Genomic DNA, 19,230 nt, shown 5'->3' with positions numbered 1-19,230 from the left:
GCCGAAGTCGACGTTTTCTCCTGGTAACCGTAAGGCTTCGCCCCTATTGCGCGCTGCCAAGGATTACCTAACTTCGCAGGTTGCAACGGGTTCCAGGTTTCCGGACGCTATGTTACTCGCCAGTAGGGTTACGGACCAAGCCGTCCCGCACGCTCGCTATGTGATGTCCGACAAGTCGCGGTGACGTCGACATCGGATGTATGAAAGCCGGGCAGTTCTCACTGGTGATGCGAGACCTTTGGCGACGGCGGCTTGGAAATGCCGCAGGCGAACGCCGCAGGTGCCCGTCCGACGTATCTACACCTGCGGCGGCAGCGCTTCTAGTTCAGTGAGGGTCGTCTCCAGGTGGTCGAGGATGCGCTGAAGGCTGGGGAGTTCGGCGCGGGCTCCGGTGACGCCGAAGTTGGCTTTGCCGGAGATCGTGGCGATCGTGATGTTCAACGCCATCCCCTCGAGTGGGATCGACACCGGGTAGCAGCCGTCGAGCCGCGCACCGTTCCAGTACAACTGATCCTCGGGACCGGGGACGCTCGAGATCATCAGGTTGAAGCCCGACGGCGTGTACTGGACGAACCCGGGGATCGTAGTGAACGCGAGCGGCCAGACGATCGCTGCGCCGAGCGCCAGAGCCTGCAGGGGACGGAGCCCGCGGACTGCGGCCTTCGCGCTATGGGTCGACGCTTTGATCGCGGCGACCCGGTCGGCAGGATCGGCGAGATCGGTCGCCATCCGCACCGAGATCGCGGTGATCGAGTTGCCATCGGAATCACCGTCGCTGTGCAAGGACACCGGCTGCACGGCCACCAGCGACTCGTCAGGCAGTGCGTCCTGGTCGGCCAGATATGTGCGCAGCGCGCCGGAGCACATCGCGACCATCACGTCGTTCAACGTCATGCCCTGTGCTTTCCCAACCGCACGAAGCCGTTCGATCGGCCAATCTTGAGCAGCGAAACGTCGAGCCGACCCGATCGACACGTTGAGGATGGTGCTCGGAGCCTGCTGCAGCGGCGCGACGTAATCCTTGTCGGTGACGCCGGCGACGGCGATCTTCGCCGCGGCGGGAGCCAGTCCGACCACCTGATCGGCGACGTCGACGACCTGTGCGACGGCGCCCGAGATCGACGACAACAGGCCTCTCGGCGTCGGCCGGACCTTGTCCGACTTCTTCTGTGCCTCTTTTTCTTGGCGGCGGCGTCGCTTCGGCCGTTCATCCCAGACCGCGGTGCCCGACCGGTCGTCGGGGTCTGTCGACAGACACCGCTGCAACAGGCGCAGCGAGGTGACGCCGTCCACCACCGAATGGTGGACCTTCGTGTACACCGCGATCCGGCCGTCGGCTAAGCCTTCGATGATGTGCGACTCCCACATCGGACGACGCCGATCGAGGAGGCTCCCGTGGTTGAGGGACACATACTGCAACAGGTCGCGGATCGCGCCCGGCCGAGGCAGGATAGCGCGGCGGACGTGATAGTCGAAGTCGATGTCGTCGTCGTACGACCATGCCGTGTAGCCGGCGATCTGGGCGGGAGTCGCCGGGCGTTTCAAGAACATCGACGAGACGTCGCCGGTCGGGACGTGGAACTTCTCGGCCATCTCCTCGGCTAGGTCGTCGGGGGTTTGTCCCGCGCGCGGGACAAACAACTGAAGTCCGCCGACGTGCATCGGCTGATCGCGGGTTTCTGCGATCAGGAACATCGAATCGGTGACCGGCATGTACTGCATGTCGGACCTCCCTCCCTCACACGCGCGCCCACCACGCACGATCGGCTCCAATTGTGACACGTCACACAAAGTCTGATTCGGGCGGCCGGTTCCGCACGATTGAGCGCCCGGAGTGGCGCCCACTACCGTGAACGGGTGCTCACTCGACGACGTCTCGGACTCCTCGCGTTGCTGGCGGTCGTCGCAGTGGAAGTGCTGGTCGCGGTCACGTCGTCGTGGGTGGCTATCGCTTCGCGCGGCCGGGTGGTCGGTTCCGATGAGGTTCCCGACGACGCGCCGCGGACAGCGATCGTCCTCGGCTCGAAAGTCGACGACGGCCAGCCGGGCGATTACGTTCGTGCCCGCCTCGACGTCGCCGTCGACCTGTATCGCGAGCATCACGCCGATCGAATCCTCGTCTCGGGCAATGACGCCGACGATGCGGGCAACGAGGTCCGCGTGATGCGTGCCTATCTGGAGGGCGCGGGTATTCCGCCGACCGCGATCGTCGGCGACGGTCTCGGGATCAACACGGCAGCTACCTGCAGGCGTGCCGCCGACCGGTTCGGGATCCGATCAGCGTTGATCATCACCCAGAACTTCCACGTCGGGCGGGCCGTCCTGCTGTGCGGTGCGTACGGGGTGGACGCGACGGGCGTGATAGCCCCCTGTGGCCACTGCTCGGTCCTCAGCCTGACCCGCAACCACCTGCGTGAATCCCTCGGTTCGCGGCCGCGCGCCGTCTTCGATTCACTGCGCGTGCACTGACGTCCCGTGCGGCGTCATTCAACCGAATAGACACCCGATGGTGCCGGAATAGCGTGAGCGCATGGTGACGACGGGAACGCCCGGATTGGACGTGGCCGGTCTCGCGGTGACCGTTGATGCCGCCGCACCCTCGGTGGTCCCGGTACGCGCGGCGTACGCGGCGTTGCACGACGCCCGATTCCCGGTCTCGGCAGTGACCGCCGTGATCCATGTAGGCGCGGGTGAAGCTGATCGGAGCGCTCTCGGAGCTGTGTCCGAAGCGGTTCGCGACGGGCTCGGTGCGACCGGCTGCCGTCACACCTTCGACGTCGACGGCGGTGCGGCAGGCGTTGTCGCTGCACTCGCAGTCGGAGCGTCGCTCCTGGTCGATGACGGGGGAGTGTTGATCACTGTCGCCGAGCGGGATCGCACGTCGGCATCGATCGTGTTGGCTGGGGGGACGCAGTTCGCGCCCGCCACGTTCGAGTTCGACCAGGCTCACAGCGATGCGCGCGGGCCGTACGTCCTGCGGTCGACGTCGCCGGTCAGGGGGCTCCTCGATTGCCGGGTGGCGGGACGCTATGACGTGGTGCTCGTTGCGGCGGGCGAGATGTCGCCGACGGCCTCCGTTCGGTGCCGTCTGCAACGGCGTTCCTGATTCCTTGCCGGTCGGTGCCTCACTCGTCTACCGGAACATGGCCGGCTCCGGCGGCCACCACTGGGTCGCCTTGCCGATGTCGGCGTCCAGATACGGGATGAGGCTGCGGACGAACGCCGTCGTCAGGTGATGCGTGTCGTGCCATACGAGGATGTTTCCCACGACCGCCGGGCAGTACGCGTCCTGGCAGAACGCGTCGCTGTAGTCGAGGAACGTCATATTCGGGAAGTCGCCGGCGATCGCGTCGACGGGGCTGACGCCCGAGAGTGCGCGTTCCCGCGGGACGCCGCACACGTCCGGACTCTTGCCTGCCGCAATACAGTCGCGGGGGACCATCGGGCCGTGAGTCCACGGGGTGTCGCGGACGGCAATCACCTGTTGGCCGCGATCGCGAAACAAGCTGAAGTAGTCGAGGTAGCCCTTCGGTATCACGTCGCCGGGGCCGTCGTCGACGGGCCGCGACGCGGTCGTGAACACGACGTCCGGTTTGTCTTCGTCAAGTTTGTCGGCGACCCGCTGCGACCAGTCGTTGCATTCGGTGAGTAGTTGGCCGTTGAACTCGACGGCGGCTTCGGTGCTCAACGCGCATCCGGCCTTCATATAGGTGGTGACGCGAAAGCCGCGCTTCTTGCCGATCACGTCGAGCGCCGTCATCCAATGCTCGGAATGTGATCCGCCGACGACGGCCATGGTCCGACGGGCGTTCGGATCCCCGTAGACGCCGATTCTGATGGACGGGTCGCCGAAGTTGGAGAAGTGGGGTCGGTGGTTGACCGGCCAATCGCCTTCGGCGGCTTCCGGCGACGGGACCGCGTCGATGGCGGGCGTCGGGAAGTTGCTCAGGAACGCGCGTGCGCCCGGGTAGTCGCGCGGATCGAGGTTCGTGGTGTCGATGTACCGGTGGTCGGCGCGGTACTGCCAGTACCCGGCGCTTCCGAGTGAGAACAGGGTGGCGACGACGAGTCCGACGGCGAGGATCTTGCGATACCTCGGTGAGAAGCCGCCGCCGCGTCCGGCGCGCAACGGCGCTTCGACGAACTTGGTCGTGAACCAGGCGATGATCACCGCCACGATGAGGATCGCGGTGCCTTCGATGAACGAGACGTCGTCCTTGAAGCGCCACGACATGTAGAAGATCAGCAGCGGCCAATGCCACAGGTAGAGGGCGTAGGCGATGGACCCGAGCCACACGATTCGCGGGTGGGCGAGAACGCGCCCGCCAGCCGACAGATCGTTGCCGGGAATACGGCGGGACGCGGTGGCCGACGAGCCGAGCCAGATCAGTAGCAGTGTCGAGCCTGCGGGAACGAGCGCCATGGCGGCCGGGTACTGCTCTACGCCGGTGATCCAGATGCCGGACGATGCGATGAGGATGACGGCGCCCGCGGTGAGGGTTGTTCGCAACCAGTCGGGTAGTCGCAGCCGAGGCATCCAGATGGCGAGCAGACCTCCGGTGATCGGCTCCCACACGCGGGCGACGGTGTCGTAGTAGTTGAACGGCTGGTTGATTCCGTGCCGGTAGTTGGCCCACGCGAAGGACATCAGCGCGACGAACGCGAGGCTGCCCCCGACGACGCCGGTGATCACCTTCGGACGACCCAACGCGGGCCAGAATCGGGCGCCGAGCTTCAACAAGCCGCCGAGGGCGAGCGCGCAGACGATCGTGATGAAGAAGAACTGACCCTGCATCGCCATCGACCACAGATGCTGCAGCGGGCTGACCGCGGAGTCGGCTGCGCCGTAGTCCTGGGAGGCGAACGCCAGATGATAATTCTGATAGTAGAACGCTGAGGCGACGAGTTCTTTGCCGAGCGGTGCCCACCGTGTCGACGGCATCGACCACCAGGTCAGGGCGGTGACGGCGGCTAGCAGCAGGAACAGTGCCGGAACGAGGCGGCGGAGCATTCTCGACAGGCGCGGCCACGGGTTGATCGCTACCGACCAGCTCTGGTCGGACGGATTTGTCTTGATGATGTGCTTGAGCAGCGACGCGACGAAGAAGTAGCCGGAAAGCGTGAGGAAGACGTCGACGCCGCCTGACACACGGCCGAACCAGACGTGGAAGATCGCGACGAGGAAGATAGCGATCCCGCGTAGACCGTCGAGGTCGAGGCGGTATCCGGAGTTCGTTCCGGCAGCCGCATCCTCATTCGGTGTCGGGTGCGACTGGGGTCCGCTGATCGATCCGGCTTTCGTCACAGCGGGGATGCTACGTGGCGGGACGTGCATTTTTCCATCTCGCCGACACTGGTCCAATCCATCGTTCAGGTGATAGCCGCAGGTGGTGAGTGATTCCGACGAATTCCTCCGCTGGGGTGCGTGTCCGGGCAGGATGAGACTGCGGTCACAGTGCTGCCGCGTTGCGGCGTCACGATCTGCATAGTCAACTCCTAGAACGAGAGTGGGTCTTTGATGAAGACGAAAGCCGCGGTCCTGCACGGCGTCGGAGACGAATGGAAGGTCGAGGAGGTTGAGCTCGGTGATCCCGTGGCCGGCGAGGTCCAGGTCCGTCTGGTGTCGTCGGGGTTGTGCCACTCCGACCACCACCTGCGGACCGGTCAGTCGCCTGTCCCGTTCCCCGTCGTCGGCGGACACGAGGGTGCTGGCGTGGTCACCAAGGTGGGGCCGGGCGTGACCCGATTCGCGGAGGGCGACCACGTGGTGACCGCGTTCATTCCGGCGTGCGGCGTCTGCGAGCCGTGCTCGCGAGGTGCACAGAACCTGTGCGACGAGGGTGCCGGATTGCTGTCGGGTCTGTCTATCGCCGACAAGTCGCATCGCGTCACCCAGGGCGACACCGGTCTGGCGCAGATGTGCCTACTCGGCACGTTCTCCCCGCACATCACGGTGCACGAGGCGTCGCTGGTGAAGATCGAGGACGACATTCCACTGAAGGAGGCTGCACTCCTCGGCTGCGGTATCGCGACGGGCTGGGGGTCGGCGTCGGAGATCGGCGGAACGAAGGTCGGTGACACCGTTGTGGTAGTCGGCGTCGGCGGTGTCGGTATCAACGCGGTGCAGGGGGCGAAGGCTGCGGGCGCTCGGTTCGTCGTTGCCGTCGACCCAGTCAAGTTCAAGCGAGACATGGCCGAGAAGCTCGGCGCCACACACACTTTCGAGAGTATGGAGGATGCGCTCGGGCCGGTCGGTGAGATGACGTGGGGACGGTTGGCTGACAGTGTGATCCTCACGGTCGGTGAGATGACGGGCGAGTTCATCGCGCCGGCGCTCGCTCTGACAGGCAAGGGCGGACAGGTGATGGTCGTCGGAATGGGCGAGATGGTCTCGCAAGTGCCGATGAGCCTATTTGAACTGACGCTGCTGCAGAAGCGGGTGCAGGGTGCGATCTTCGGTGGTGCGGGTCCGCGCACTCAGATCCCGAAGCTTCTCAACGAATACCGATCGGGTGTCTTGAATCTGACGGACTTGGTGACTGCGACGTACCGGCTCGAGGACATCAATCAGGCGTACGACGATATGCTCGCCGGCCACAACATTCGAGGCATGATCGTCTACGACGAAGCCGATTGGTAGAGCGGGGGAGACGGCTCTGCTAGCAGTCCGGAGTGGGGACCTCGACGCAGTACGCCCGAAAGTGTCCTCGTTCAGACGACGGACGAACGACGGGGCTTTCGACCATAGTGCGCTAACGTTCCGTTCGTGAATCCCCAGACGCCGCCGCAGAACCCGTACCAGCAGAACCCGCACCTGCAGAACCAGATGCCGGGTCAGCCGCAGCCGATGCAGCACGATCCCCAGAACCTGCATCAGCAGAATCCGTACCCGCAGGGATCGGGTCAGCCGGTCGGTCCGAACGGTGCCACGCCTGCCGCTGAATACACCGGCTTCTCGATCGGCGCTGTCGCGACGATCGTCGGTGCGGTGCTGGTGCTCATCGGGTACCCGATGGTGTGGTTCGTCGCGAAGCTCGATGAGGGCGCCACTATCACCGGTTTGGGCACCACGACGTCGACGTCGACGTTCCAGGTCACTGCGGAGACTGGGCGTCTGCACTGGTTGGCCGGGATCGCGATGATCGTGCTGATCGGACTTGGGGTGGCCCGACTCGTCGGCAAGTACAACGAAAATTTGAAGCGACTGACGATCATTCTGGGTGTGGTCGGCCTGCTCAGCGCCGGAATCAGTACTTTGACGGTCGGCAGCGACTTCAAGGTCGGTGCGGGCCTGTATCTGGCTCTCGTCGGTTCGATCGTTGCGCTCGTCGGCGGAATCGTGATGGCGGTCCTCAAGAAGTAGCACGTTCTTTCACGCGCGAAGCGGGCCGGATCCTGATGGATCCGGCCCGCTTCGCTGTTGCGGTCAGGCGACGGGCGCAGTGTCGGAGGGTTCGCTTCCGCTGAGCTTCTGCGCGTACGACACGCCGAGGGCCAAGAGGATGAGTCCGACGACGATGAACGCGATTACGCGGAAGATACCGTCGAGTGCGGCGAGGTCGAAGACGAACAGTTTCGCTATCGCTGCCGCCATGACGGCCAGCCCGGCGCTCAGGACCACTGCGCGGTCGGCACCGTGGAGTCGGCGCGCCCACAGAAGTGCGGCTGCGGCCGCCGCGCCCCAGGTGATGGTGGCGGCCGCATGTCCGCCGCGGAATGCTGCGTCGGCGTCGGTCGAGATCAGGTGCGCGGCGCTGAGAGCGACAGTCGTGGCCAGCCAAAGGCTGATCATGCTGCCTGCAACGGTCACTCGGTGCCCTGTCGCCGGGTAGGCGTCGACCCACGACCAGGTGATCAGCGCGGTGGCGGCCAGACCCATCAGCCCGCCGACAAGCAGCGAAGCGTGCGTGCCGTCGCTCGCGAGTGGATCGGCGGCCAATAGTTGACGCAGAGCGCCGTCGCCGGTGAGGACGAGAATGCCGAGGCCGGCGAAGACGGTTCCGGAGATTCGGATGGCGAGGGCGAGATCACCGGCGAATGGGGCGGCGACGGCGAGGAGAAGTCCGACCACCATGAGGGTGGCCGGGCGGTAGTCGGCGTCGAGGACGTAACCAGCCGCGACCAGCAGATGCAGGTTCGCTGCGACGAGCCACACGATCGGTGTCTCGCGGCCGACGAGGCGAGTCGTGGAGAGCGCTGCGGCGAAATACAGAACGGCGCCCGCAGCGAGGACGGCCGACGCCGCGCTCCCGACGGCGTAGCCGCCGAACATTAGTGGGGCTGCCGCGAAGGCGGACGTCACAGCGACGATTTCGGGGTTCTTCGAGCTACGGATCAACAGGATCGACGATCCGACGGCGATCACGGCTCCGGCGAATGCGAGGCCGGTCGCCGACCACGGTTGGTCCGATGTCTGCGTGAGGATGAGGGTCGGGACCATGACTGCGGCGGTGTTGGCGATGAACACGGCGGGCCAGTCGCGTCCCACCTGAATCCATAGGGTTGCTGTGGCGTAGACGAGCATGAAGCCGACGAGGATCTCATCGACGCCGCCGGTGACGACGGGGGCGAGGACGAGCATCGGAATCGAGACCATCAATGTCAATGCCTGGCTGTGCCAACGGTGCGCGATGCCGACGCCGACGCCGGCGACGAGGCCGACGACCGCGAGCGCTGCCACCTCGGGGAGCCAGCGGTAGATGGTGCTCATCGCCATGACGTCGAACAGGAGGCCTGCGACTCCGGTGGCAACGAGTGCGACGGCGCCGGCGCGCCGTACGGGCGTCCGCCCGATCCAAACACCGAGTCCGGCGAGGAGTCCGGCGAGCAAACCACCCCCGGCGACTCTGACCTCCGGGCGCAGCAGGCCGGCTTGCGCGGCCAGAACGAGGAGCATGACGATGCCGGAGAGGGTGATGGCAACACCGACTCCGGCGAGGATCTTTCCGATGAGTCCGCTCTCGGCGGCCTTGGCGACGCGCTGGCTGAGCGTCGGGGCGGGTGCGGGGGCCGGGGGCGGGGAATGGCGCGTAGCCGTTGGACTGGTACTGCACGAACGGTTGCCCAGAAGGCGGGTAGGTGGGCGGGCGTGGTGCGGTGAGGCGGTTTGCGGGCGTCGGGTCGGAGCCCGCGGGCGGCTTGTTCTGCGGTGTCTCGATCATTGTTCCCACTCTTGACCTGGAAAGACGTGAAAACATGCGTGGAACTACCTAGTTCGTATGAGGACTTCTCTGCGGGTACTCACGCGAGGACCTCCGGCCCCGGCCCTATTCGGCGTCCAGCCCGTGCTCGATCGCGTATCGCGCGAGCTCGACACGATTGCCGAGCTGCAGTTTGCGCAGTGACGATCCAACATGGTTTTCGACGGTGCGCGGGCTGATCTCGAGGCGGGTCGCGATCTGGCGGGACGACAGGCCTTTCGCGACATATCGAAGTACTTCGGTTTCGCGACCGGTCAGGGCGGGCGCGTCGTTTGCCGGTTCCTGCGACATGCGGCGGTACTCGCCGAGGACGAGTCCGGCGAGGCCGGGCGTGAACACCGTCTGTCCGTCGCCGGTCGCCCGGACGGCCGCGATCAGTTCGGACTGTTGGGCGCTTTTCACGAGGTAACCGGTCGCGCCCGCTTTGATGGCGTCGAGCACGTCGTCCCGCTCGTCCGACGCCGACAGGATCAGCACGCGGGCTCCGGGGGATGCGGTGAGAACTCCCGCTGTCGCCTGCGCGCCGGTGCCGTCGGGCAGGTTCATATCCATCAGGACCACGTCGGGTCGGACTGCGCCCGCGCGGGCCGTCGCCGACGCGACGCTGTCGGCGGTGGCGACGACGTCGAACCCGTTGTCGGTGAGGTCGCGCGCGACGCCGTCGCGCCACATCGGGTGGTCATCGACGACCATGACTCTCGGTTCGCTCACTGCGTGCCCTTCGTGCGGGGTGCGGACAGTTCCCATTCTGTCCCGGCTCCGGGCGCGGACTCCAGCCGCGCGGTGCCGCCGATGTCCTCGACGCGACCGATGATCGACGCGGAGATACCCATGCGCCCTTCGGCTTCAGCGGCTGCGAGTCGCCCTTCTGCGATGCCGATTCCGTCGTCGCGTACGGAGACCACGACGGTGTCGCCGAGGTCTTCCAGGAGGATGTACGCCTGCGCGTCGGGGCCCGCATGGTGGGCGACGTTGTCGAGGATGTTGTCGACGGCGCCGAGTAGTTCGTCAGCGATCTCGGCGTCGATGGTCACCGGGTGGGCGGGGGCGCTCACGTTGGCTCGGGGCACGGCGGCCGATCGAAGCACGGCGGCGAAGTCTCGTGTTGTCGGGGTCAAGTTCGGCGACGGTTCGGCGGTGTCCGCGATGAGTGCACGGAGTCTGCGTTCCTGCTCAGCGGACAGCTCGGCTAAGTCGGCTGTCGCCCCGCCGATCTCGCGGCCTCGCTTGGCGATGAGGGCGAGTACTTGTAGTACGCCGTCGTGCACCTCGCGGGAGAGTCGTTCACGTTCGGCCGACCGCGCCGCCAGGCCGATGGCCTCGGTCAGTTCCTCGTGGACGGCGCGAGCTCGGGCAGCGGCCATGCCGACGGCTGCGGCTGCGGAGACGAGCAGGATGGTCGTCGCATTGCGTCCAAAGTTCACGTCGATGTGGCCTTTGACGAAATAGTTGGCGCCCGAGACGGCGAGCGCAGCCACCGCGCCCCACAGTGAGCCGCCGACGATCGCCGCCGACAGCGCGGCGTTCGTCATCCACAGTGTCGTCGGCCACGTCTGGTTATGCGAGATCCAGGCGTCATCGGTGACAAACGACGTCGACAGCATCATCCCCGCGGAGACGATCACTTCGATGGCGACGAACCAGGGGCGACGTCCGAACCCGACCAGGTAGCCCGCCGCCCACCAGATGTTGGCGACCGTCAGAACCGCGAACAAGATCCACGTGATCCGAGGATGTGTGAGGTCGCCGTTGACGACGATTTGGAAGCCGAGCGCGTAGACGAACGAAAGGAGTCGGAAGATCTGAGCCGCGCGCCAGAGGGGACCTGCCGGGTCCCTGTCCTCGATTTCACGCCAGCGTGCGGACACCGACTACAGCTGTCGCTCGACGAACTGCGGCTGCTGCTTCGCCAGTCCGGCTTTGCGCGCGATGGCGGAGTTGCGGCCGCGGAGGAGCCGGACCTGCAAGGTCTGTTCCACGGGAAACGAGAGGCGTGAGCCGTTGTACCAGGTGTTCTCGAACAGTGACTTTGACGCGGCGATCGCATCGGGCGACCGCTGCTTGATCTGGTCGATCAGCGCGTCGGCATCGTCGTAAGGGTCGTGCGACACGCCGCTGACCAGACCCCAGTCGAGCGCCTGCTGCGCGTCGAACGTCTCGCCGGTCATCGTGAGTCGCTTAGCGATGTCGATGCTCGTGAGCTGGGCGATGCTCGCCGACAGCGACATGTCGGGGATGAGCCCCCACTTGGCTTCCATGATCGACAGATCGGTGGTCGTTGCAGCGAACCGAAAGTCGGCGCCGAGTGCGATCTGGAGTCCGCCGCCGTAGCAGTGGCCGTGCAGCACAGCGATCACCGGGACCGGGACGCTGCGCCAGGCCCATCCGGCGTTCTGGAAGTTGTTCGCCGCGGACGATCGCTTCGGGATTAGGTTCCGCATGATCCGGTTGCGTTCCTTGCCGGCCGACGCGAAGTCGAGGCCGGACGAGAACGACTCTCCTTCACCTGCGAGAACGACCGCGCGCACCTTGCGGTCCTTGCTGACGCGGTCGGCGGTCGCTGCGAGGTCGTCGAGCATGTCGAGGGTGAGACCGTTGTGTTTGTCGGGGCGGTCGAGCCGCACGTGCGCCACTTGGTCGCGCACCTCGTAGCTGATATTGCTCATGGGTCGACGGTATACGCAGGCGCGGTCAAAGCCCGGGCCTTGTCGCCGCACGCAGGTGTTGTCGCTGCGCGGGCGCTGTCACAACGTCTCGTACTTGCTCAGGCGTTGACTCAGTTCGGTGAGCGTCGCTTCGACCTCGTCGAGGAACGCGTCGACTTCATCTTCGTTGTAGCCGCGCTTTCCGAGCGGCGGCTTGCTGAATGCGATGTTGTGCACTTCTTCCGGGGAGACCACCCCTCGATCGTAGCGGCGACCAGGGGTATGCACCTACAGCACGAGTGTCGCAGATCATACAAAAATTGAGCCACGTTCTATCAACTTACGGGAATGAACGCTGCGGGTATGAGGTTGAACGGAGCACGAAACCTGAGTGAAGCAGACTCAATAAGGTTGACGGGACGCGAATCTCCCGGTAAACCTGAGCCGAAGGCACTGAGGTTTCCGCTCGGTCCCGGGTCTCCACCCGGTCAAGCAGATAACCACCAGGCCAACAGGCCCACATACGAACCGGCTTCCCGAAGCCGCCTACAAGGAGGAACACATATGTCCCGTGCTGTCGGAATCGACCTCGGCACCACCAACTCCGTGGTGTCCGTTCTAGAAGGCGGCGAGCCCACCGTCATCGCGAACGCCGAAGGCTCCCGCACCACCCCGTCCGTCGTCGCGTTCGCCCGCAACGGCGAAGTCCTCGTCGGACAGCCCGCCAAGAACCAGGCGGTCACCAACGTCGACCGCACGATCCGCTCCGTCAAGCGCCACATGGGCGAGGGCGACTGGACCGTCGAGATCGACGACAAGAAGTACACCCCGCAGGAAATCAGCGCGCGCACGCTGATGAAGCTCAAGCGCGACGCCGAAGCGTACCTGGGTGAAGACGTATCCGACGCTGTCATCACGGTCCCCGCCTACTTCAACGACGCGCAGCGTCAGGCGACTAAGGAAGCCGGCCAGATCGCAGGCATGAATGTGCTGCGCATCGTCAACGAGCCGACCGCCGCCGCTCTGGCCTACGGCCTCGACAAGGGTGAGAAGGAACAGACCATCCTCGTCTTCGACCTCGGCGGCGGCACGTTCGACGTCTCGCTGCTGGAGATTGGCGACGGTGTCGTCGAAGTCCGCGCGACCTCGGGCGACAACAACCTCGGTGGCGACGACTGGGACGAGCGCATCGTCGAATGGCTCGTCGACAAGTTCAAGGCGGTCAACGGCATCGACCTGACCAAGGACAAGATGGCCAATCAGCGACTCCGCGAGGCCGCTGAGAAGGCCAAGATCGAGCTGTCGTCGTCGCAGAGCACGTCGATCAACCTGCCGTACATCACGGTGGACGCCGACAAGAACCCACTGTTCCTCGACGAGCAGCTCTCGCGCAGTGAGTTCCAGAAGATCACCAGTGATCTCCTTGAGCGCACCCGCACCCCGTTCCAGGCTGTCATCAAGGACGCGGGCATCGCGGTCGGCGACATCGACCACGTGGTGCTCGTCGGTGGCTCGACCCGTATGCCTGCCGTGACCGAGCTGGTCAAGGAACTGACCGGCGGCCAGGACCCCAACAAGGGCGTCAACCCGGACGAGGTCGTCGCTGTCGGCGCCGCCCTGCAGGCCGGCGTGCTCCGCGGTGAGGTCAAGGACGTGCTGCTGCTCGACGTGACCCCGCTGTCGCTGGGCATCGAGACCAAGGGCGGGGTGATGCACAAGCTCATCGAGCGCAACACCACGATTCCGACCAAGCGTTCGGAGACCTACACGACCGCTGAAGACAATCAGCCGTCCGTGCAGATCCAGGTGTTCCAGGGTGAGCGCGAGATCGCGTCGCACAACAAGCTTCTCGGCTCGTTCGAGCTTGGCGGCATCGCACCGGCTCCGCAGGGCGTCCCGCAGATCGAGGTGACGTTCGACATCGACGCGAACGGCATCGTGCACGTGACCGCAAAAGACAAGGGCACCGGCACCGAGAACAGCATCCGCATCCAGGACGGCTCGGGTCTCTCCAAGGACGAGATCGACCGCATGGTCAAGGACGCTGAGGCTCACGCAGAAGAGGACCGTGCTCGTCGCGAGGAAGCGGAGACCCGCAACCAGGCGGAGTCGCTGGTCAACCAGACCGAGAAGTTCCTCAAGGAGAACGAGGACAAGGTCCCGGCCGACGTCAAGACCAAGGTTGAGGCTGCGGTCACCGACGCCAACGAGGCACTGAAGGGCACCGACTCGGCTGCGATCCGCACCGCGATCGAGAAGTTGTCGGAGGAGTCGCAGGCCATGGGTCAGGCGATCTACGCCAACGCTCAGGCCGAGGGCGACGCCGCAGGCGCGGCCGCTGACGGAGCTGACGACGTCGTCGACGCCGAGGTCGTAGACGACCCCGCGGAAGGTGACAACAAGTGACCAGCCCTGAGACCGGCTCCCCGGAACCGGACGAGTTCGTCGAAGAGGTGGTCGACGTGACCGTCGACGAGACTGCCGATGCCGAGACCGCTGCAGACGCTGCGGCGGCCCCGGCCGACGCGGCACCCGAGGCGCAACAGGTCACCGAGCTGACCGAAGCGCTGCAGCGGGAGCGGGCGCAGTTCGCCAACTTCCGTCGCCGCAGCGCCGAAGAGGCACTGCAGTCGGTGGCTCGCGGAAAGCAGGTTCTCGTAGAGAAGCTGCTTCCGATCCTTGACGACCTGGACCGCGCCCGCGAGCACGGCGACCTCGACGAGGGGCCGCTGCGCGCGTTCGCCGACAAGCTGACCGGCATCCTCGAGGGCGAGCAGCTCGTCAAGTTCGGTGAAGCGGGCGCTGCGTTCGATCCGGAGATTCACGAAGCGATCCAGCATGAAGGCAGCAGTGACTCACCCGTGGTCGGGCTTGTCTATCGAGCCGGATATCGGCTTGGCGACAAGGTGATCCGCACCGCGACGGTCACCGTCACCGATCCTGCGTGATCGCGATGCTGGTCGAGCGGAGTCGTGATCTCGACTCCGCTCGATCAGCGAGTGGCTCCGCGCACACCGGTCGCGACCCAACAAAAACAGACCCGTCCGCCGCTGGTCGAGCGCGCGAAGCGAGTCGACGACACAACATACGACAACAGACTTAATTCCCAGGAGGTGACGTCTGATGGCACCACAGCGTGAATGGCTGGAACGCGATTTCTACGCAGACCTCGGCGTTTCTTCCGACGCCACGGCGGAGCAGATCAAGAAGGCCTACCGAAAGCTGGCTCGCGAACTGCATCCCGATGCGAATCCCGGAGACACCGCAGCCGAGGAGCGCTTCAAACGAGTGTCGGAAGCCCACAGCGTGCTCGCCGACGACGAGAAGCGCAAAGAGTACGACGAAATGCGAAATCTCATGGCGAGCGGCCGGTTCCGGGCCGACGGCGGAGGCGGCGGGGGTTTTCCCGGCGGCTTCGGCGGCGGTGGCGGCGCGGGCGGCGCGGGGGGTTTCGATATCGGCGACCTATTCGGCGGCGGCGGGTCCGGCGGAGCCGACCTCGGTGACGTGTTCGGCGGTCTCTTCGGAGGCGGCGGCCGCACCCGAGGGGCGAGCACATCGCCGCGTCAACGTCGCGGCAACGACTTGGAGACTGAGACGACGCTCGCGTTCCGGGACGCTGTGCAGGGCACGACGGTGCAATTGCGGGTCACTAGCCCGTCGCCGTGCACCAACTGTCACGGCAGCGGCGCCAAGCCGGGCACCAGCCCTCGGACCTGCACGTCGTGCAGCGGTTCGGGTTTCGTCACCCGCAACCAGGGACACTTCGGGTTCTCGGAGCCGTGCCCGGACTGCCAGGGCACCGGCACCAAGATCGAAGATCCGTGTCCGGACTGCTCAGGCTCGGGCGTCACGGTGCGGCCCCGCACTATCAACGTCCGTGTCCCGCAGGGCGTCGAGGACGGGCAGCGGATCCGGCTAGCCGGTCAAGGCGAGGCCGGACGACGCGGCGCACCGTCGGGCGACCTGTATGTGACCGTCCACGTGATGGCCGACAAAGTCTTCACCCGCAACGGCAACGACCTGAAGGTCGAGTTGCCAGTATCGTTCGCCGAGGTCGTTCTTGGCGCGACGGTGTCGGTTCCGACGTTGGACGGCTCGGTGGGCGTCAAGATCCCGGCGGGCACGTCGGACGGGCGTACCCTGCGGCTGAAGGGTAGGGGTGTCCCGAAGCGTTCGGGCGGCTCCGGTGATCTGCTGGTCACCGTTAAGGTGTCGGTTCCGGCGAAGCTCGACGACGCCGCGAGCGAGGCGTTGAAGACGTACGCGGCCGCCGAGAAGGCGAGCGGGTTCGATCCACGAGACGGATGGGCGCGGTGATGCACGATGGCTACGGAGAAGGCACACAGTAACGCTGGGACGCCGCAAGGCAACCCCGGCGAGGCTGCTGCCACCTATCTGATCTCGGTGGCAGCGGAGTTGGCCGGTATGCACGCGCAGACGCTTCGCACCTATGACCGGCTCGGCATCGTCACGCCGCAGCGCACTCGCGGCGGCGGACGCCGATACTCCTCGCGTGACGTCGATCTGCTCCGCGAGGTCCAGCGGCTCTCGCAGGACGAGGGCGTGAACCTCGCGGGGGTGAAGCGGATCATCGAGTTGACCGATCAGGTCGACGCGCTGCGTGCTCGCGTGATGGAGATGCAGAACGAACTCGCCGCGATGCGTAGCGCGGTTCGGCCGGGCGCTGAACTCGTCCCGGTCCCGCACACGAACGCACTCGTGGTCTGGCAGCCGCGCAAACGCAAGCGTTGAGAAAAGGTGACGCCGGTTCGCCCGGTGTCGCCTTTCCCGCTCGCGGTACACGGCGGTCTCGGAGTCCAGGTATTCACCGATTGATGTCGGGGTCGGCGAACGGGTGTACGCCCACGATCTCTCCAGCCGGGACGAGCTCTCCGGTTCGACCCACGGACTGTCCTTTGAGACCAGGTGGGAACAACCCCGGTCCCGATGATGTTGAGTCAACCAGACTGAACTTTGGAGGTGTCATGTCTGAGAACATTTCCGTTCCCGTCCTGTTCGTCCCCGACCTGGTGGTGCTCCCCGGAATGGTCGTTCCGGTGCCTCTCGACGACGCCGCGCAGGCGGCCGTGGATGCGGCCCGCGCGAGCGACGACGGCAAGATCTTGATCGCCCCGCGCCTCGACGATCGCTACCCGACGCACGGCGTGATCGCGTCGATCGTCCAGGTAGGGCGGGTGGCCGGTCCGGAACAGTACGTCGCGGTGGTCCGTGGCGAACAACGCGCCCACATCGGAACCGGAACCACCGGGCCGGGTGCGGCGCTCTGGGTGGAGGTCGACCTCGTCGACGACACGCCCGCCGATGAGCAGACCCGACAACTGGCGGCCGACTACCGCAAGGTGGTCCTGGCGATGCTGCAGCGTCGTGAGGCGTGGCAGGTGATCGATGCGGTCAACAAGCTCACCGACCCGTCGGCGCTGGCCGACACCTCGGGGTACTCGGCATGGCTGTCGAACGAACAGAAGCGCGAACTGTTGGAGACGGCAGACGTCGACGAACGTCTTCGACTGCTCATCGGCTGGACCAACGAGCATCTCGCCGAGACTGAGGTCAGCGACAAGATCGCGTCCGACGTCCGTGACGGCATGGAGAAGACGCAGAAGGAATTCCTGCTGCGCCAACAACTCAACGCCATCCGCAAGGAACTCGGCGAAGACGAACCAGACGGCGCCGACGACTACCGTGGCCGCGTCGAAGCAGCCGACCTGCCCGACAAGGTGCGTGAGGCAGCATTGCGTGAGGTCGGCAAGCTCGAACGGTCGACGGACCAGAGCCCCGAAGCCGGGTGGATCCGTACGTGGCTCGACACGGTCCTCGAACTGCCGTGGAATGTCACCACCGACGACTCGACCGACCTGGCAGGCGCACGTGCAATCTTGGACGCCGATCATCACGGTCTCGACGACGTGAAGGACCGGATCGTCGAATTCCTGGCGGTTCGCGGCCGTCGCGCACAACGCGGCATGTCCGTTGTCGGTGGTCGCGGATCGGGTGCGGTGATGGTGCTGGCTGGCCCTCCGGGCGTCGGCAAGACGTCGCTCGGCGAATCTGTCGCGCGGGCCCTCGGCCGGAAGTTCGTGCGCGTCGCACTCGGCGGCGTCCGCGACGGAGCCGAGATCCGCGGGCACCGTCGCACCTATGTGGGTGCACTGCCCGGACGCGTCGTCCGGGCAATCGGCGAGGCCGGTTCGATGAATCCCGTCGTACTGCTCGACGAGATCGACAAGGTCGGCTCGGACTACCGCGGAGACCCCTCGGCCGCGCTCCTGGAAGTCCTGGATCCGGCGCAGAACCACACGTTCCGCGACCACTACCTCGACCTGGACCTCGATCTGAGTGATGTCGTATTCCTAGCGACCGCCAACGTCGTCGAGAACATTCCGTCAGCTCTGCTCGACCGGATGGAGCTCGTGACGATCGACGGCTATACCGAGGATGACAAGGTCGCCATCGCACGGGACTACTTGGTCCCGCGACAGATGGAGCGCGCAGCACTGACTGCGGACGACGTGACGATCACCGACGGTGCGCTGCGAGAGGTCGCCGCGAACTACACCCGTGAACCAGGCGTCCGACAGTTCGAGCGGCTCCTCGCCAAGGCACTCCGAAAGGTGGCGGTGCGCGAATCTGGGGAGCCCGGTGAGGCGCTGACCGTCGGCGTCGACGACCTCGTCGACTTTCTCGGCCGACCGCGGTTCACCCCGGAAGCGGCCGAGCGGACCGAAGTGCCAGGTGTCGCGACAGGGCTGGCCGTCACCGGGATGGGCGGCGACGTGCTGTTCATCGAAGCGTTAGGGGTCTCGCCCCTTCGGCTCGGGTCCTCGACTCCGTTCGACGAGCGGGACGGACGTTCCGCGGTTCAGTTGAAACTGACCGGGCAACTCGGCGACGTGATGCGGGAGTCGGCGCAGATCGCGCTCAGCTACGTGCACGCGCACGCCGCCGACTTCGGGATCGATCCGGCCGCGCTGACCGGGACGGTGCACATCCACTTCCCGGCAGGCGCCGTCCCCAAGGACGGGCCGTCGGCGGGTGTCACGATGGTGACGGCACTTGTGTCGATGCTGACCGGGCGGCGGGTGCGCAGCGACGTCGCAATGACCGGCGAGGTGACCCTCAACGGGCGTGTCCTGCCGATCGGCGGTGTCAAACAGAAGTTGCTTGCCGCGCAACGCAACGGGTTGACGACGATCTTCGTTCCGCAGCGAAACGAACCAGACCTGGACGACGTGCCGGTTGAAGTCCTCGAAGCGCTCGACGTTAAACCGATGAGCGACGTGGCAGAGATTGTCGCGCAGGCGTTGGAGCCTGAAGTGAACGGATCGGCGGTGCGCGAGCCGCACGTCGCATAGGTGCTGTCG

At 65.7% G+C, this 19,230-nt stretch carries 15 protein-coding genes and 1 pseudogene; 9 read left to right on the top strand and 7 right to left on the bottom strand.

Annotated features, from left to right (window positions below):
• Positions 1 to 297: 297 nt before the first annotated feature.
• Positions 298 to 1,722: a WS/DGAT/MGAT family O-acyltransferase gene (locus MP11Mi_RS05135; protein ID WP_420041223.1), complete on the bottom strand. Its 1,425-nt coding sequence runs from the start codon at positions 1,720 to 1,722 to the stop codon at positions 298 to 300.
• Between the two features lie 135 nt (positions 1,723 to 1,857).
• Here MP11Mi_RS05135 and MP11Mi_RS05130 point away from each other — a divergent pair, with 135 nt between their 5' ends.
• Together MP11Mi_RS05130 and MP11Mi_RS05125 are read left to right on the top strand one after the other, a co-directional pair.
• Positions 1,858 to 2,469, top strand: coding sequence for a SanA/YdcF family protein (locus MP11Mi_RS05130; RefSeq protein WP_420041222.1), 612 nt, complete (start codon positions 1,858 to 1,860; stop codon positions 2,467 to 2,469).
• Between the two features lie 61 nt (positions 2,470 to 2,530).
• Entirely contained in the window at positions 2,531 to 3,106 is a 576-nt protein-coding gene (locus MP11Mi_RS05125) for a hypothetical protein (RefSeq protein WP_420041221.1), read from the top strand.
• Between the two features lie 27 nt (positions 3,107 to 3,133).
• Here MP11Mi_RS05125 and MP11Mi_RS05120 read toward each other — a convergent pair whose 3' ends face one another.
• Positions 3,134 to 5,335, bottom strand: coding sequence for an acyltransferase family protein (locus tag MP11Mi_RS05120; protein WP_420712841.1), 2,202 nt, complete (start codon positions 5,333 to 5,335; stop codon positions 3,134 to 3,136).
• Between the two features lie 183 nt (positions 5,336 to 5,518).
• On the opposite strand from MP11Mi_RS05120, the gene MP11Mi_RS05115 reads away from it, so the two are divergent.
• Together MP11Mi_RS05115 and MP11Mi_RS05110 are read left to right on the top strand one after the other, a co-directional pair.
• Entirely contained in the window at positions 5,519 to 6,640 is a 1,122-nt protein-coding gene (locus MP11Mi_RS05115; protein ID WP_420041219.1) for an NDMA-dependent alcohol dehydrogenase, read from the top strand.
• Positions 6,641 to 6,766: 126 nt separating this feature from the next.
• Positions 6,767 to 7,363 carry a hypothetical protein gene (locus tag MP11Mi_RS05110; protein WP_420041218.1) on the top strand — a complete coding sequence of 199 codons (597 nt, stop codon included), beginning with the start codon at positions 6,767 to 6,769 and terminating at the stop codon, positions 7,361 to 7,363.
• Between the two features lie 63 nt (positions 7,364 to 7,426).
• On the opposite strand, the gene MP11Mi_RS05105 is transcribed toward MP11Mi_RS05110, so the two are convergent.
• From MP11Mi_RS05105 to MP11Mi_RS05085, 5 genes and pseudogenes are all read right to left on the bottom strand, one after another.
• Positions 7,427 to 8,941, bottom strand: a complete 1,515-nt coding sequence (locus MP11Mi_RS05105) for a DUF2339 domain-containing protein (RefSeq protein WP_420042013.1) — start codon at positions 8,939 to 8,941, stop codon at positions 7,427 to 7,429.
• 325 nt (positions 8,942 to 9,266) lie between these two features.
• A complete protein-coding gene (locus MP11Mi_RS05100) occupies positions 9,267 to 9,947 on the bottom strand; it encodes a response regulator transcription factor (protein WP_420041217.1) in 681 nt (226 codons plus the stop codon).
• Positions 9,908 to 11,068, bottom strand: a complete 1,161-nt coding sequence (macS, locus tag MP11Mi_RS05095) for a MacS family sensor histidine kinase (protein ID WP_420041216.1) — start codon at positions 11,066 to 11,068, stop codon at positions 9,908 to 9,910. Before macS ends, MP11Mi_RS05100 begins: the two co-directional genes overlap by 40 nt.
• A 3-nt stretch (positions 11,069 to 11,071) precedes the next feature.
• Positions 11,072 to 11,866 carry a crotonase/enoyl-CoA hydratase family protein gene (locus tag MP11Mi_RS05090; RefSeq protein ID WP_420041215.1) on the bottom strand — a complete coding sequence of 265 codons (795 nt, stop codon included), beginning with the start codon at positions 11,864 to 11,866 and terminating at the stop codon, positions 11,072 to 11,074.
• A 96-nt stretch (positions 11,867 to 11,962) separates the two neighbouring features.
• Positions 11,963 to 12,100 (bottom strand): annotated as a pseudogene (locus tag MP11Mi_RS05085) (DivIVA domain-containing protein); the annotation flags it as partial.
• A 309-nt stretch (positions 12,101 to 12,409) separates the two neighbouring features.
• Between MP11Mi_RS05085 and dnaK the strand changes: the two are divergent.
• The 5 genes from dnaK (at position 12,410) to lon (ending at position 19,221) form a co-directional block, all read left to right on the top strand.
• Complete coding sequence (gene dnaK / locus MP11Mi_RS05080; protein WP_420041214.1) at positions 12,410 to 14,251, top strand: molecular chaperone DnaK; 1,842 nt, start codon at positions 12,410 to 12,412, stop codon at positions 14,249 to 14,251.
• Entirely contained in the window at positions 14,248 to 14,793 is a 546-nt protein-coding gene (gene grpE, locus MP11Mi_RS05075; protein WP_420712840.1) for a nucleotide exchange factor GrpE, read from the top strand. Before dnaK ends, grpE begins: the two co-directional genes overlap by 4 nt.
• A gap of 175 nt (positions 14,794 to 14,968) precedes the next feature.
• Positions 14,969 to 16,165, top strand: coding sequence for a molecular chaperone DnaJ (gene dnaJ / locus MP11Mi_RS05070; protein ID WP_420041213.1), 1,197 nt, complete (start codon positions 14,969 to 14,971; stop codon positions 16,163 to 16,165).
• Between the two features lie 6 nt (positions 16,166 to 16,171).
• A complete protein-coding gene (locus MP11Mi_RS05065) occupies positions 16,172 to 16,600 on the top strand; it encodes a heat shock protein transcriptional repressor HspR (RefSeq protein ID WP_420041212.1) in 429 nt (142 codons plus the stop codon).
• A 233-nt stretch (positions 16,601 to 16,833) separates the two neighbouring features.
• On the top strand, positions 16,834 to 19,221 hold the full coding sequence (gene lon / locus MP11Mi_RS05060; protein WP_420041211.1) for an endopeptidase La: 2,388 nt from the start codon (positions 16,834 to 16,836) through the stop codon (positions 19,219 to 19,221).
• Positions 19,222 to 19,230: the final 9 nt, after the last annotated feature.

Origin of the sequence: Gordonia abscondita, assembly GCF_032711245.1 — a bacterium.
GTDB lineage: Bacteria > Actinomycetota > Actinomycetes > Mycobacteriales > Mycobacteriaceae > Gordonia.
Note: the sequence above shows the minus strand (reverse complement) of the source record. Positions and strands in the feature narration are given on the sequence as shown.

Excerpts from the sequence above, each read along its gene's own strand:
- MP11Mi_RS05135 (WP_420041223.1), bottom strand. The coding sequence starts at position 1,722 with ATGCAGTACATGCCGGTCACCGATTCGATGTTCCTGATCGCAGAAACC.
- MP11Mi_RS05125 (WP_420041221.1), top strand. The coding sequence starts at position 2,531 with ATGGTGACGACGGGAACGCCCGGATTGGACGTGGCCGGTCTCGCGGTG.
- MP11Mi_RS05120 (WP_420712841.1), bottom strand. The coding sequence starts at position 5,335 with ATGCACGTCCCGCCACGTAGCATCCCCGCTGTGACGAAAGCCGGATCG.
- MP11Mi_RS05115 (WP_420041219.1), top strand. The coding sequence starts at position 5,519 with ATGAAGACGAAAGCCGCGGTCCTGCACGGCGTCGGAGACGAATGGAAG.
- MP11Mi_RS05100 (WP_420041217.1), bottom strand. The coding sequence starts at position 9,947 with ATGGGAACTGTCCGCACCCCGCACGAAGGGCACGCAGTGAGCGAACCG.
- MP11Mi_RS05090 (WP_420041215.1), bottom strand. The coding sequence starts at position 11,866 with ATGAGCAATATCAGCTACGAGGTGCGCGACCAAGTGGCGCACGTGCGG.
- dnaK (WP_420041214.1), top strand. The coding sequence starts at position 12,410 with ATGTCCCGTGCTGTCGGAATCGACCTCGGCACCACCAACTCCGTGGTG.
- dnaJ (WP_420041213.1), top strand. The coding sequence starts at position 14,969 with ATGGCACCACAGCGTGAATGGCTGGAACGCGATTTCTACGCAGACCTC.
- MP11Mi_RS05065 (WP_420041212.1), top strand. The coding sequence starts at position 16,172 with ATGGCTACGGAGAAGGCACACAGTAACGCTGGGACGCCGCAAGGCAAC.
- lon (WP_420041211.1), top strand. The coding sequence starts at position 16,834 with ATGTCTGAGAACATTTCCGTTCCCGTCCTGTTCGTCCCCGACCTGGTG.